A 12,981-nucleotide genomic window follows, 5' to 3' on the forward strand; every position below is an offset into this window, starting at 1 on the left:
TGTGGAAGCTATGTGTGAGGTATGTACCCGTTACCGAGGCGATGCAGTACGACGTCGGTCAGCTCGCCGCCGTCGATGCGCGCGGTCATGTAGGTGCAGAACGGTTGTCGGCGGCGATCCGTCGGCGACCCGGGATTGAGCAGGCGCAAGCCGGTAGCCGTGGTGGTGTCCCACGGGATGTGGCTGTGCCCGAAGACCAGCACCTGACTGCCGGCGTAGAGCCGGGACATCCGGGCGTCGCGTCCGCTGGCGGCGCCGGTCTCATGCACGACGGTGAACCGCACCCCCGCCAAGCTCACGTGCGCTCGTTCGGGCAACCGCGCGCGCACGGCCGGGCCGTCATTGTTTCCCCAGCAACCCACCAGCCGGGCCGACCGTTCCTCGAGCTCGTCGAGGAACTCCGGCGCTATCCAGTCGCCGGCATGCACGACGACATCGGCCTCGGCCACCTCATCCCACACCGACGCGGGCAGGTCGCGGGCGCGTTTGGGGATGTGGGTGTCGGCAATCAGCAGAAGCCTCACAGCCCCATCTTGCGCCCGCGGTTGTCACCTCGCCGACGGCGCCAGGGCTTTTAAGGGCTTTGGGGCGTCCGCGGGCTCACCCAGCAGAAGCGAGCGAACGAGGCGACGCGGACCGAAGGGCCGGAGCATGGAGCTGGCCGGGCGTGGCCGCACCCGTTGCGGCCACCAGAACCACCGCCCGAGCAGCGCCGCGATCGACGGTGTCATCAACGAGCGCACGATCAGCGTGTCGAACAGCAAGCCAAGACCGATCGTGCTGCCGGCCTGGCCGATCGAGCGCAGGTCGCTGGCGACCATCGACATCATCGTGAAGGCGAACACCAGGCCCGCCGAGGTGACCACCCCGCCGGTCTCGCCCATCGAGCGGACGATGCCCGTTTTCAGCCCCGCCCCGATCTCCTCCTGGAACCGCGACACCAGCAGCAGGTTGTAGTCGGATCCGACCGCCAGCAAAATGATCAACCCGAAAACCGGCGCGATCCAGTTCAATTCGAGACCGAACAGGTGTTGCCAGACCAAGACCGACAGGCCGAAGGCGGCACCCAGTGACAGCAGCACCGTGCCGACGATCGCCAGGGATGCGACCAACGCACGCGTGATGATCAGCATGACGACGAAGATCAGCGTCAGCGCCGCGAGTCCCACGATCAGCAGGTCGTAATGGGAGCCCGCTTGGATGTCGCGATAGATGGCCGCGGTGCCGGCGAGGTAGAACGTGGCGCCGGTCAGGGTCGTCCCCTTGACCGCTTGATGGGCGGCGGTCAGTTCCGGCATCACCGCGGAGATGCCCGCAGGCGTCGCCGGGTCGGCGTCATGGGTGATGATGAAGCGCGCGGCCCGACCGTCCGGCGACAAGAAGAGCTTCAGACCGCGCTGAAAGTCAGGATTCTGGAACGCTTCCGGCGGCAGGTAGAAGTAGTCGCCACCGCGCGAGGCGTCGAAGGCCTGGCCCATCGCGCTGGCCGTGTCGGTCATCTGGGACATTTGCGTGATCAGACCGGAGAAGCTGCTGTGCATGGTTAGCAGCGTCCCCTGCATGGATTTGGCGACGGCGATGATCGGCGGGAGTTCGGCGAGCATCTGGGGCAGTATCGCGTCGACGTTGTTCACGTCCTTGATGAGCGTGCTCATGTTCTCGCTGAACTTGTCCACACCGTCGATCGCCTCGAACACCGACCTCGACGCCCAGCACACCGGGATGTTGAAGCAGTGTTGCTCCCAATACAGGTAGTTGCGGAACGGCCGCGCGAAGTCGTCGAAATCCGCCAGGTGGTCCCGCATCTCGTCCAGTGTGGCTTGCATCTCGTGCATGTCGCCGACCATGCGATGGGTCGCGCCGCTCATCTGCCCGAGCAGGCCCTGCATCCGCTGCATCGAGGTGGTCCAAGCGCCGAGGTCGTCGCTCATCCTGAGCATGTCGTCCGAGCGGTCCTTCATGAACTGAATGTTCTGCCGGATCGGAATCGATTGAGCACTGATCTGGAACGGTATGGACGTGTGCTCGATTGGACCACCCAGCGGCCGGGTGATGCTCTGCACCATTGCGATTCCGGGCGAATTGAACACGTTCTTGGCGATTCGATCCAGGATGATCATGTCGCCGCTGTTGCGCATGTCGTGATCGGCTTCGATCATGAGGATGTCGGGATTCATTGTGGCGGCGCTGAAATGGCGCTCGGCGGCCGCATAGCCGACGTTCGACGGCAGGTTGTGGGGTATGTAGAAGCGGTCGTTGTAGCTGACCTTCATGCTCGGCATGATCAGGATGCCGACGATCGCGATGACCAGAGAGGCCGCGAAGACCGGACCGGGCCAGCGGACGGTGGCTGTGCCGATGCGGCGCCACCCGCGCGTCTTGATCATCCGTCTGGGCTCGAGCAAGCCGAACCGGGTGGCCACCGCAACGACGGCGGGGGCGGCGGTCATCGCTCCCGCCACGACGACGAGCAATCCCAAGGCGGACGGGATCCCGAGCGCCTTGAAGTAGGACAGCCGCGCCAAGTGCAGGCAGAACGTGGCCCCGGCGATCGTCAACCCGGAGCCTAAAATGATGTGCGAGGTTCCACGAAACATCGTGTAGTAGGCGGCTTCTCGATCTTGGCCGGCCTGACGCGCCTCCTGGTAACGCCCGATGAGAAAAATCGCGTAATCGGTACCCGCTGCGATCGCCAACGAGGACAGCATCGCCACGACGAATGTCGAAAATCCCAACAGCTCGTTGTTCCCCAGTAGTGCGACAAGCCCTCTGGCCGTACCCATCTCGAACCCGACCATGACAAGGACCAGAAGCACTGTGCTGATGGAACGATAGGCGATGAAGAGCATGATCATGATGACCACGCCCGTGACTCCCATCATCTTGAACATGCTCTTGTCGGCGGCCTCGTTCATGTCCGTGGTCAGCGGGGCGGGACCGGTGACGTAGACGTTGAGCCCTTTGGGGGGCTCTGACTTGTCGACGATCCTTCGCACCGCGTCCACGGACTGGTTGCCCAGGGTGCTGCCCTGGTTGCCGGCCAGGTTGAGTTGGACGTAAGCGGCTTTGCCGTCCCGGCTCTGGACACCGGCGGCGGTCAGGGGGTCGCCCCAGACGTTTTGGACATGCTGCACGTGCTTGGGGTCGGCTTGCAGTCTTGTCACCAAGACGTCGTAGTACCGGTGCGCCTCGTCACCTAGTGGACTGCTGCTCTCCATGACGATCATCGCGGTGCTGTCGGAGTCCGACTCGTGGAAGGTTGCGCCGATGCGCTTGGCGGCGATCATCGCCGGCGCGTCTTGTGGCGACATCGTCACCGTGTGGTTGCGTGCGACCGACTCGATCGGTGGCACAAGGACATTCAGTGCGACGGTCAGCAGTAGCCATCCGAGGATGATGGGCCAGGCGAACCTGCGGACGAACCGCATGAACCTCGGACGAGCGTCGGTGCCGGTGTTCATCCGGCTTTGACCAGACAGGAAGTTTGGGCGTGGCGCCCGGCTGTGGATCGCTCGTCCTTGACCTCGCCGTTGACGGTGATGCGGCATCCGATGTCGTCGCTGTTGCCTTGTGCCACCACGCTGGCGATCACGGCCGGCACGGTCGTCGTCACCGTGAAGGTCCAGGGCAGGGTGGTGAAGTCCGCTTGTTCCGGCTGCGCGTTCTTGTCGAGGTAACTCACGCTTCCGGAGGTGCCGCTGGGTCCGTAGACCTCGTAGGTGACGTGCTTGACATGCGAGGCCTCAAGAGGTTCGGCGCTGCTGCCGGTTGCGGTGAAGATCGCGTCGGACCCGAAAACACCGCGGAGCCGGTCGACGGCAATACCGCCGAGGGCAACCGCCACCACGACGACGAGCGGCACCCAAGCCCGTTTGAGAAACGTGGACATTGAGTTTCCTTTCTCTCGTGACCTGGTCTTTCTGGTACGGAGTCTCGACCCGCATCGGCGCAGCCAATAGAGCCATTTGGCCCCCGCCTTGGGTCGGCAGGTATACCTCGCGGGGATCGCGTGCTACGTACCGGCAAGCCGCAGCGTGAACCGCAGGTCAACTAATACTATACCCCGGGGGGTATCAGGCAACCGCCGTGGTATACCCCGCCGGGTATGGTATGAAGGAGGTATGGCAAAGGAAGCACGCGGCGACGCAGCGATTAATGGTGGCATCGCCGGGCATAACCGAGGTGACATCGATGCGGTCCTTGCCCGGTTGCGCCGAGCGCAGGGTCAACTCGGGGGTGTCATCTCGATGATCGAGCAGGGACGCAGTTGCAAGGACGTCGTCACCCAGCTGGCGGCGGTATCGAGAGCCCTGGATCGCGCGGGATTCAAGATCATCGCCTCCGGCCTGCGGGACTGCATCACGTCATCAGAAGACCGGCCGGCCGGTGCGTCACCGCCGTCGATGGATGAGCTGGAAAAGCTGTTCCTGAGCCTGGCCTGACCGCCCGGCTGCTAGGAGAAGAGGAAAGGGCAGATGTCTTTCACCCGAAGCGATCAGACCGGACCGCAGGTGACATTGTGGCTGGACCCGGTGTGTCCGTTCTCGTGGAACACCGCACGCTGGTTGCGTGCCGTCGCCGAGCGGACGGGAATGGGCATCGATTGGCAACTGATGAGCCTGGCGGTCCTCAACGAGGGACGCGAACTGCCGCCCCCGCAGCAGGCCCGGATGCGTGACTCGCAGCAGGTCGGCCGACTGATGGTAGCCATCGCCCGTGACGGCGGCACCGACGGATGGACCGCCGCGTATTTCGCCTTCGGCGAGCGGTATTTCGAGCATTCCGAGCCCGTCGATGCGAATCTTGTTGCGCACGTTTTGATGACGGCGGGGGTCGGCGGCGCCACGGCGGCCGCGGTTACGGACGAATCGTTGGACGCGTCGATCCGGCTGCAACATCAAGCGGCGCAGGACGCGCTGGGTGAGATGGGCGGCAGCCCGATTCTGCGAATCGATGGACACACGTTTTTCGGGCCGGTTCTCACCGGTGTACCGGCCGCGAAGGACGCCACCGCGGTGTTCGACGCGGTCGCCAGCTTGGCCGCAACCCCGCAGTTCGCCCAGCTGCAACGGCCGCGCACCGCGGCCTAGCTGCTATCGGGCGGAATCCGGGGTAGTTCAACGCTGAAATGAGGAGGAAAAGATGACATCAGGATTGACCACCACGCTGCACACCTCGTTCGAGGACGCGGTGGATCGGACGACAAAGGCACTGGCCGAGCAGGGATTCGGCGTCCTGACCACGATCGACGTGAAAGCCACGCTGAAGCAAAAGCTCGGCGAGGACATGGAGAACTATCTCATCCTGGGTGCCTGCAACCCGGTGCTGGCGCATCGCGCGCTCGGCATCCACCGCCAGATCGGCCAGCTATTGCCGTGCAACGTGGTGGTGCGGTCGGACCCCGCCGGCGACGGCGACGCAATACTGGTCGAGGCGATGGACCCCCAAGTCATGGTCAAGGTGACCGAGGAGGCGGGGGCGCTGCAGGACGTGGCGGACCAGGCCACCGCCAAGCTGAAGGCGGCGATTAGCGCGCTAGCCTAGCCCGCTGCCGCATCCCCCGGTGTCGCCCGGACATCGCGCTCGCGGCGCCCAGTTCACCTGAAAGGTGTTGACCTGCCGGCGCTTTCAGGGCTGGTACTGCAGAAGTTGACTGCACCTGCGATGGTGGTCGCGCTTTCGTCCGTGCCCATGGTGGTGTCGTTGGTGCTGCTCGTTCACCATGGGCGGCCGTGTGTGTCCAGCGTCGCGTACGTCGGCGGCAGGCTGGTTTCACTTGGTGTGCTCACCGCCGCGTTTATGCACGTTTGGCGGCTGTTCGACGTGCTGCTCAGCCCCGGCCCCCCGTGGGCCGACTGGGCGGCGGTCATGGCGGTCCGAGAGCGTGATATCCCGCAGTTCGAGAGGCTCGATGAGGGAGTGCAGGTCTTTGGTGAGGTTCTCGTAGGTGTACCCGGTGAGGGGCTTGTCGCTGCGCGGCGAACCCGCGCCGCCGGTGTCGTCGACGTGCAGGTAGGTGTCCTTGAAGATGCCGTGGTGCGCGGTCACATCGGGCATGCGGTGGCCTTCCGTGCGGTTGGAGGTTGTGTCCACCGGCTACTACTCGCGGCTGCTTCGGACAAACCGGTCGGTGCCTCGGCCGGATGCCCGGGCGTCGATGCCCGGCGCTATTGTTAGCAGCCGAAACCAAGGAGAAACTTCAATGCGCACCTTCGAATCAGTCACCGAACTCGCCGCTGCCGCGGGCGAAGACCTCGGGCACAGCGACTGGGTCACCATCACCCAGGAAGACGTCAACCTGTTCGCCGATGCGACCGGCGATCACCAGTGGATCCACGTCGATCCGGAACGGGCCGCGTCGGGTCCGTTCGGCACGACCATCGCCCACGGCTTCATGACCTTGGCGCTTTTGCCGCGGCTGCAGCACCAGATCTACACCGTCAACGGAATCAAGCTCGCAATCAACTACGGCCTCAATAAAGTTCGGTTCCCCGCCCCGGTCCCCGTCGGCTCTCGGGTGCGCGCGCAGAGTTCGTTGGTCAGCGTCGATGACGTCGGTAACGGCGCCGTGCAGGCGACCATCTCGACCACGGTCGAGATCGAGGGCTCGGCCAAGCCGGCGTGTGTGGCCGAAAGCGTGGTTCGTTTCGTCGCCTGACGCCGTCAGCGCCTCAGCCACGAGACATAAACCACGCATATTCTTCTCGGCGAGTCGGGTGCGCAGGTTATGTGTCGCGACGGGGGGCGCGCCTTAAAACTCGGCGACCGCGTGTTCCAGCCGCTCGGCCAGTCGCGCCTGCGCCTCGGCGCGCCGGGTCGGGATATGGGCGGAGGGGAAAGGCGTTGTCACCGGCTCATATTCATGCAGGGTTCGGCGCGCGACCGTCATCTTGTGCAGCTCGGTGGCCCCGTCGGCGATGCCCAGCGATTCGGCGGCTACCAGCATCTTGACGAACGGCATCTCGTCGGAGACGCCCAGCGCGCCGTGCAGGTGCAGGGCTCGCTGGGCGACATCATGCAGCACCTGCGGCATGGCCACCTTCACCGCCGCGATGTCACGTCGGACCTTCTGATAGTCGTGGTGCTTGTCGATCAACCACGCGGTGCGCAGCACCAGCAGCCTGAACTGCTCGATCTGGATCCAGCTGTCGGCGATCTTCTCCTGGGTCATCTGGAAGTCGGCCAGTTTCCCGTGCCTGGTCTGGCGCGAGACGGCACGCTCACACATCATGTCAAAAGCCTTGCGTGCCAAAGCAATAGTTCGCATAGCGTGATGGATTCGGCCACCACCGAGTCGGGTTTGGGCGATCATGAACGCCGAGCCTTCGCCACCGAGCACATGGTCGGCCGGGACGCGCACATCGTTGTAGCGGACGTATCCGTGCGAGCCGTGCCTGCCCGATTCGCCTCCTACGGCGACGTTGCGGATGATCTCGATCCCGGGTGTCTCGCCCGGGACGATGAACAGCGACATCTTGTCGTACGTGCGCGCATCCGGCTTGGTCACCGCCATCACGATGAAGAACGACGCGTGCTTGGCATTGCTGGAAAACCACTTCTCCCCGTTGATGACCCAGTCGTCTCCGTCCCGGGTCGCGGTTGTCACGAACATCCCCGGATCCGAACCACCCTGCGGTTCGGTCATCGAGTAGCACGAGGTGATCTCGCCATCCAGCAGCGGCTGCAGGTAGCGCGCCTTCTGCTCATCGGTGCCAAACAGCGCGAGGATCTCGGCGTTGCCGGAATCCGGTGCCTGACAGCCGAACACCGAAGGCGCCCAACGGGAACGCCCGAGGATCTCATTCAGGAGCGCGAGCTTGACCTGACCGAAGCCCTGCCCGCCGAGCTCGGGGCGCAGGTGAGCGGCCCACAGTCCCTGGTCCTTCACCTGCTGTTGCAGCGGCCGCAGGATGGCCATCATCTCGGCGTTTTGCTTGTCGTAGGGGTCGAGGGCGACCAGGTCGAGCGGTTCCAGCTCTTCGACCATGAACTTTTCGACCCAGTCCAGCTTTGCCTGGTACTCGGGGTCTGTTTCGAAGTCCCACACGGTGGCCAACCAATCCCCGGCGCAACGGCGCGCCGGACTCGTTGATGAAGCCACCCCATCCTAGAGCGGGGCTTTCAGCTCGTATCCGGCAAGGACCTATTCGCGCTCGCCGCGGGTCTCGATGATCCGCTGGGCGATGTCGACGAGTTTCATCTGGTTCTCCTGCGAGAGCATCCGCAGCAACTCGAAGGCCCGGACGTCGTCGACGCCGAAGCGTTCCATGATGATGCCCTTGGCCTGACCGATGCGGTCCCGAGTCGATACCGCCGAATACAGTTGCTCCGCATGGCTTCCGGCCAGGATCGCCGCGGCGGCGTGCGCGGCGAACACCGACCCGATGGTCTCGCTTTCGGTGTCCCACACATTGGTTTGGTGGCCGAACAGGTTCAGTGCGCCGGCCGTGCGATCCGCGGTGTACAGCTTGAAGGACAGGCTGCTGAGCACACCGAGCTCGACCGCGGCGGGCGCATATTTCGGCCAGCGTGACTCGCTACGCAGGTCGTCGCTGCGCACAATCGTCTCCTGCAGGGCGGCCTCGGCACACGGCCCCTCACCGAAGTCGTGCTGCAGCTTGTCGAGCTGCGCGGCCAGGCCGTCGGTTTCGCCCAGCGATTCGAAGTCGCCGCCCTTTTTCACCAGCAGCACACCCGCGACGTCAGCTCCCGGTATCACCTCCACCGCCATGGCGGTCACGTCGCCAAGCACCTGCTCGAGGCGGCGCGGCGCGGCCAGCCCGCGGGCGAGCTCGGCCATCCGCACCGCCAGCGCGTGGTGGAAACCCGGGTCCGAAACGTCCATAGGACCCCGATTCTGCATGATTCGCCGACCGCGCGTAACCGCGCGGTCGCGTTCAGCGCAGCTTCGGTAAAACGTTCGCGCGGTAGAAGTCGATGGCGACGACGGGATCGTCCTGGGGAAAGTGCAGGAACGGGATGGCACCGGCGTCCAGTACACGCTGCACGGCCTCGATGTGCGTGGCTGGGTCGGTGCCGACGGTCCAGCCCGCTAACACCTTGTCAACGGGGTTGGACTCGGCCGCGCGCTGGATCTCGACGGGATTGGGCTGATCGACGGCCCCGGCCGTGAAACGCCACAGTGTGGCGGCCCGGGTCGCCATGGCGTTGTCGCCGACGACGGCGAACAGTTCGGCACGCTTGCTCAGCGTTCCGGCATCACGGCCGGCCTTTTGCGCGCCGGCAGCGAAGGCCGCCAACAGTTTTGGATCCGTCACATCGTGGGCCTGGGTGATCCAGCCGTCACCGCGCTGTCCGGCGAGTCGCGCGCTCTTCGGGCCGGCGGCGGCCACGAAAATCGGCGGGGGCGTGGCCGGGACATCGTAGAGCTTCAGCGAATTCGTCTGGAAATACCGCCCCGAGAAGGAAATTCGCGACCCACTCCACAGTTGGCGGATCAGGTCGATCGCTTCGGCCAGCCGGTCGTGGCGCTCGGCGTAGTTACCGTAGGTGTTGGTGGTGGCCTGTTCGTTGAGCCGCTCGCCGGTGCCAACGCCGAGAAACACCCTGCCCGGGTTGAGGATCGCCAGGGAGGCGAAGGCCTGGGCGACCGTCGCCGGGTGGTAGCGATAGGTGGGACACGTGACCCCGGTTCCGAACGAAACGCGACTGGTCTTGCTGCCGACCAGCGCCAGCGTCAGCCAGGGAAACATCGCGTGGCCTTCGTTGTCCTGCCAGGGCTGGATGTGGTCACTGGCCCACACGTACCGAAAGCCGGCCTCCTCGGCCGCCTGAGCCTGTGCCACCAGCCGATCGGTGCGGAACTGCTCGTGGGAGAGCACGAAGCCCACGCCCTTGCCCGGCGCCGGCGTTGGACCGCGGGACGTGGCATGCTCGCCAGCCGGTTTCGCGCATCCATCGGCCAGTCCGACCGATCCGAGCACGCCCGCGCCGGCTGCCACCCGCCCGAATGCTCGCCGCGAGATGCCGGTCACCGGATCGGCATACCCGTCCCGCCGGGGCTCACACGCACTAGCCTGATGCTGATGACCCCGCAGGTCCGACCGGCAGTCAAGGCTGATATCCGCGAACTTTCCCGCACGCTGGCGCGCGCGTTCCACGACGACCCGGTGACGATCTGGCTGATTCCCGATCAGGACAAGCGGACCGCACAGCTGTCCCGACTGTTCGCGACGATGACGCGCCACCACCACCTGGCACGCGGGGGCGTGGAGATAGCCCACGTCGACGCGGGTATCGGCGCGGCGGCGCTGTGGGATCCGCCCAACCAGTGGCGGGAGACAACCGGTGGGCAGCTGGCCATGACGCCGACCTTCATTCGGGTGTTCGGCGTGCGCTCGATGCGCGGACGCGCGATACAGGAATTGATGAAGAGCCTGCACCCCGAGGAACCACACTGGTATCTGGCCGTGATCGGAAGCGATCCGGCCGTCCGCGGCACGGGATTCGGTCAGGCGCTGATGAGGTCGCGGCTGGACCGCTGCGACGCCGAGTACTGCCCGGCCTATCTCGAGTCGAGCAAGCCCGAAAACGTGCCGTACTACGAGCGATTCGGCTTCACGGTCACCCGCGAGATCGTGCTGCCCGACGGTGGTCCGAGCCTGTGGGCCATGTGGCGCCCGCCGCGGTAGCCGCGCTTGACGGCTCCGCGCCCGCGTTTAACCCCCTGAATACGCGGGCAACCGTCTCGGCATGAGCGATAACCCCCAAGCCGACGAACAGGTGGATCCCGCGGACTTCCCCGAAGAGGGCGGCCCGGGTGACACCTTGAACGCGAGCGAAGGTACCGACTCGGACGAATTGCGCAACGACGACGGCGACATCGTGGTCGACCCTCCCGAGGGCTGGAGCGAGGCCAACAAGTTCGGCGTGACGGCCAGGGAAGAACGTGAGGGCGAATCCCTCGACGCCCGGTTGGCCGCCGAGGAACCCGACGTTCCCGATGCGATCGAGCCCGTCGACGACACCCCTCGGCGCGCCCATCGAGGCCAGATCGACGGCACGCCGGAGGACGGCGACTCGCTGTACGACGTCGTCGACGAGTAAGTCAGTGCTCGGCTGTTTACTCCAGTCGACGTAATCAAGGAGTGCTTCGCCAGCCGGCGATGCCGGTTGCGATCATCCTCAACTGCTTGACCGCGAGCCGGCGGATGTCGTCGGTCGCCTCTGTGCTCTGCGAATCCTCGATAGCCTCCGCGATCACGATCATGGCGTTGACGAACAGGGTGGCCAGCACGTTGAGATCCTCGGTGGTCCACTTGTTCAGCCCGGGGAATCGCGCCAGGTCGGTGGCCAGTTCGGACGTGATCAACCGGATCTCGGTGCGAATCGCGTACCGCAGCACCGACAGGCCGCTGTTGCGCTCCCTGCCGATGAGCCGCCAGTGTTCGCGCCTGTCGGCAACGCTGGCGACCAGGATCTCGACGGAGGACTCGATCACACGGTTCGGGTCGAGCTTGCCGGCACGCGCATCGCGCAGGGTGTCGCGCAAGCTCCGGAACGATTCGTCGATCAAGACGAGGCCCAGGGCTTCCATCGAATCGAAATGCCGGTAGAACGCCGCCGGAACGATGCCGACCTCACGGGTCACCTCGCGCAGACTCAGGCTGGAGAAGCTGCGGTCTTGCAGCAGCTTGAGGGCCGCGGCGATGATGGCCCGGCGAGTCGCCTCCTTGCGTTCCTCCCGCGACTGGCTGTCGCGCGAGCGCTCGCGGCTTGAGCCGCGCCCGCGTGAGCTAGGAGTACGGCTGTTCACTGTGTGAACCCTACCACAGCCAGGCATTAAACCCTTGACTGCACGGGCGCCGGGGTTGCACGGTGTACATATGTTCACTCAAACCGCTCAGACTTCTGGCCGCGCTTTCGCGCGGACCCTACGGCAGCGCGTCTTGGGTTCAGAGCTGTTAGACCTGCTGACCGGTCCGCACGGCGTCGATCGGTACACCGAACTGGTGGCGCCGACCTGGACGCTGGGCGAAGCTCGCGCCAAAGTGACCGACGTGCGCCGGACGACGCCGCGCAGTGTCACCCTGACCCTGACCCCCAACGACACCTTCCTGTCCGCTCACCCGCCGAAGGCCGGCCAGTACGTCAACCTCACCGTCGAAATCGACGGCCGCCGGCACACCCGCTGCTATTCGCCCGCCAATGCCGAAGGGACGCCCAACCTCGAGTTGACCATCGGTCGGCACGAGGGCGGCCTGGTCTCGAACTATCTGTACGAACGCGCGCACCGCGGCATGGTGGTGGGTTTGACGGGCACCGGCGGCGACTTCACGCTGCCGGCGCGTGGACCACAGCGCCCGCAGCGCATCCTCTTCATCTCCGGGGGTAGCGGCATCACTCCCGTGATGGCGATGGTGCGCACCCTGCTCGCCGAGGGGCATTCGGGCGAGATCGCCTTCATCCACTACGCTCGCACGCCGGCCGAGGCGTGCTACCGCAACGAATTGGCCGCCATGTCGTCGGTGCGGGTGCTGCACGGCTATACCCGATCACACGACGGCGACCTCACCGGGCGGTTCGGCCCAGAGCACCTGGCCGCCGCGATGCCATCACCCGATGCGGTATTCGTCTGCGGGCCAACGCCTCTGGTCGAGGCGGTCCGATCGCAGTGTGACAACGTGTCCACCGAGAGCTTCGTGCCACCGGTTTTCGAGCCGCCGGAGAAACCGTCGGGGGGACGAGTCACGTTCTCCGACAGTGGTGTTGACATCGTCGACGACGGGCGCTCGCTGTTGGAACAGGCCGAATCTGCGGGCCTGTCACCCGAAAATGGATGCCGGATGGGCATCTGCCACACCTGCACGCGCCGCAAGACGACCGGCACCGTGCGCAACCTGGTTACCGGCGCGGTCTCGACCGCTCCCGACGAGGACGTGCAGATCTGCGTGTCCGTTCCGGTCGGTGACGTCGACCTGTCGCTTTAAAAAGCCATCACGAAACGCTTGGAGGACAACC

The 12,981-nt window shown here is 65.2% G+C and carries 14 protein-coding genes and 1 pseudogene; 7 read left to right on the top strand and 8 right to left on the bottom strand.

Annotation, left to right across the window (positions count from 1 at the left end; genetic code table 11):
• Window positions 1-8 precede the first annotated feature (8 nt).
• The 3 genes from AC5Y4F_RS21340 to AC5Y4F_RS21350 are packed head-to-tail and all read right to left on the bottom strand — an operon-like array spanning window position 9 to window position 3,889.
• On the bottom strand, window positions 9-524 hold the full coding sequence (locus AC5Y4F_RS21340; RefSeq protein ID WP_067932928.1) for a metallophosphoesterase family protein: 516 nt from the start codon (window positions 522-524) through the stop codon (window positions 9-11).
• A gap of 24 nt (window positions 525-548) precedes the next feature.
• A complete protein-coding gene (locus AC5Y4F_RS21345; protein WP_499998424.1) occupies window positions 549-3,461 on the bottom strand; it encodes an MMPL/RND family transporter in 2,913 nt (970 codons plus the stop codon).
• Window positions 3,458-3,889 (bottom strand): MmpS family transport accessory protein, encoded by a 432-nt coding sequence (locus AC5Y4F_RS21350; RefSeq protein ID WP_067932924.1) that lies wholly within the window; start codon window positions 3,887-3,889, stop codon window positions 3,458-3,460. Before AC5Y4F_RS21350 ends, AC5Y4F_RS21345 begins: the two co-directional genes overlap by 4 nt.
• A 232-nt stretch (window positions 3,890-4,121) precedes the next feature.
• On the opposite strand from AC5Y4F_RS21350, the gene AC5Y4F_RS21355 reads away from it, so the two are divergent.
• From AC5Y4F_RS21355 to AC5Y4F_RS21365, 3 genes are read left to right on the top strand one after another with little or no spacing between them, the layout of a single operon-like run.
• Window positions 4,122-4,442 (top strand): metal-sensitive transcriptional regulator, encoded by a 321-nt coding sequence (locus AC5Y4F_RS21355; protein ID WP_499998429.1) that lies wholly within the window; start codon window positions 4,122-4,124, stop codon window positions 4,440-4,442.
• A 33-nt stretch (window positions 4,443-4,475) separates the two neighbouring features.
• The gene (locus tag AC5Y4F_RS21360; RefSeq protein ID WP_067932920.1) at window positions 4,476-5,090 is read left to right on the top strand and encodes a mycothiol-dependent nitroreductase Rv2466c family protein; all 615 of its coding nucleotides are present in this window, start codon (window positions 4,476-4,478) and stop codon (window positions 5,088-5,090) included.
• A 52-nt stretch (window positions 5,091-5,142) separates the two neighbouring features.
• Entirely contained in the window at window positions 5,143-5,544 is a 402-nt protein-coding gene (locus AC5Y4F_RS21365; RefSeq protein ID WP_067932918.1) for a DUF302 domain-containing protein, read from the top strand.
• Between the two features lie 336 nt (window positions 5,545-5,880).
• Here the strand turns inward: AC5Y4F_RS21365 and AC5Y4F_RS21370 are convergent.
• A pseudogene (locus AC5Y4F_RS21370) lies at window positions 5,881-6,057 on the bottom strand (alpha/beta hydrolase); the annotation flags it as partial.
• 145 nt (window positions 6,058-6,202) lie between these two features.
• Between AC5Y4F_RS21370 and AC5Y4F_RS21375 the strand changes: the two are divergent.
• Window positions 6,203-6,658: a MaoC family dehydratase gene (locus AC5Y4F_RS21375; protein WP_067932913.1), complete on the top strand. Its 456-nt coding sequence runs from the start codon at window positions 6,203-6,205 to the stop codon at window positions 6,656-6,658.
• Between the two features lie 93 nt (window positions 6,659-6,751).
• Here AC5Y4F_RS21375 and AC5Y4F_RS21380 read toward each other — a convergent pair whose 3' ends face one another.
• From AC5Y4F_RS21380 to AC5Y4F_RS21390, 3 genes are all read right to left on the bottom strand, one after another.
• The gene (locus AC5Y4F_RS21380; protein WP_067932911.1) at window positions 6,752-8,047 is read right to left on the bottom strand and encodes an acyl-CoA dehydrogenase family protein; all 1,296 of its coding nucleotides are present in this window, start codon (window positions 8,045-8,047) and stop codon (window positions 6,752-6,754) included.
• A 96-nt stretch (window positions 8,048-8,143) separates the two neighbouring features.
• A complete protein-coding gene (locus AC5Y4F_RS21385; protein ID WP_067932909.1) occupies window positions 8,144-8,845 on the bottom strand; it encodes a GAF and ANTAR domain-containing protein in 702 nt (233 codons plus the stop codon).
• 52 nt (window positions 8,846-8,897) lie between these two features.
• Window positions 8,898-9,995: a F420-dependent hydroxymycolic acid dehydrogenase gene (locus tag AC5Y4F_RS21390; protein WP_067932907.1), complete on the bottom strand. Its 1,098-nt coding sequence runs from the start codon at window positions 9,993-9,995 to the stop codon at window positions 8,898-8,900.
• 51 nt (window positions 9,996-10,046) lie between these two features.
• On the opposite strand from AC5Y4F_RS21390, the gene AC5Y4F_RS21395 reads away from it, so the two are divergent.
• Both AC5Y4F_RS21395 and AC5Y4F_RS21400 read left to right on the top strand, forming a co-directional pair.
• Window positions 10,047-10,652, top strand: coding sequence for a GNAT family N-acetyltransferase (locus tag AC5Y4F_RS21395; protein ID WP_067933034.1), 606 nt, complete (start codon window positions 10,047-10,049; stop codon window positions 10,650-10,652).
• Between the two features lie 61 nt (window positions 10,653-10,713).
• Window positions 10,714-11,067 carry a hypothetical protein gene (locus AC5Y4F_RS21400; protein ID WP_067932905.1) on the top strand — a complete coding sequence of 118 codons (354 nt, stop codon included), beginning with the start codon at window positions 10,714-10,716 and terminating at the stop codon, window positions 11,065-11,067.
• Between the two features lie 34 nt (window positions 11,068-11,101).
• Here AC5Y4F_RS21400 and AC5Y4F_RS21405 read toward each other — a convergent pair whose 3' ends face one another.
• Window positions 11,102-11,803 (bottom strand): TetR family transcriptional regulator, encoded by a 702-nt coding sequence (locus tag AC5Y4F_RS21405; protein WP_197520515.1) that lies wholly within the window; start codon window positions 11,801-11,803, stop codon window positions 11,102-11,104.
• Window positions 11,804-11,846: 43 nt separating this feature from the next.
• Between AC5Y4F_RS21405 and AC5Y4F_RS21410 the strand changes: the two genes are divergently transcribed.
• A complete protein-coding gene (locus AC5Y4F_RS21410) occupies window positions 11,847-12,950 on the top strand; it encodes a flavin reductase family protein (RefSeq protein ID WP_499998446.1) in 1,104 nt (367 codons plus the stop codon).
• Window positions 12,951-12,981 lie beyond the last annotated feature (31 nt).

The organism is Mycobacterium sp. NGS56 (assembly GCF_059812425.1).

Excerpts from the sequence above, each read along its gene's own strand:
- AC5Y4F_RS21345 (WP_499998424.1), bottom strand. The coding sequence starts at position 3,461 with ATGAACACCGGCACCGACGCTCGTCCGAGGTTCATGCGGTTCGTCCGC.
- AC5Y4F_RS21350 (WP_067932924.1), bottom strand. The coding sequence starts at position 3,889 with ATGTCCACGTTTCTCAAACGGGCTTGGGTGCCGCTCGTCGTCGTGGTG.
- AC5Y4F_RS21355 (WP_499998429.1), top strand. The coding sequence starts at position 4,122 with ATGGCAAAGGAAGCACGCGGCGACGCAGCGATTAATGGTGGCATCGCC.
- AC5Y4F_RS21360 (WP_067932920.1), top strand. The coding sequence starts at position 4,476 with ATGTCTTTCACCCGAAGCGATCAGACCGGACCGCAGGTGACATTGTGG.
- AC5Y4F_RS21365 (WP_067932918.1), top strand. The coding sequence starts at position 5,143 with ATGACATCAGGATTGACCACCACGCTGCACACCTCGTTCGAGGACGCG.
- AC5Y4F_RS21375 (WP_067932913.1), top strand. The coding sequence starts at position 6,203 with ATGCGCACCTTCGAATCAGTCACCGAACTCGCCGCTGCCGCGGGCGAA.
- AC5Y4F_RS21385 (WP_067932909.1), bottom strand. The coding sequence starts at position 8,845 with ATGGACGTTTCGGACCCGGGTTTCCACCACGCGCTGGCGGTGCGGATG.
- AC5Y4F_RS21395 (WP_067933034.1), top strand. The coding sequence starts at position 10,047 with ATGACCCCGCAGGTCCGACCGGCAGTCAAGGCTGATATCCGCGAACTT.
- AC5Y4F_RS21400 (WP_067932905.1), top strand. The coding sequence starts at position 10,714 with ATGAGCGATAACCCCCAAGCCGACGAACAGGTGGATCCCGCGGACTTC.
- AC5Y4F_RS21405 (WP_197520515.1), bottom strand. The coding sequence starts at position 11,803 with ATGCCTGGCTGTGGTAGGGTTCACACAGTGAACAGCCGTACTCCTAGC.
- AC5Y4F_RS21410 (WP_499998446.1), top strand. The coding sequence starts at position 11,847 with ATGTTCACTCAAACCGCTCAGACTTCTGGCCGCGCTTTCGCGCGGACC.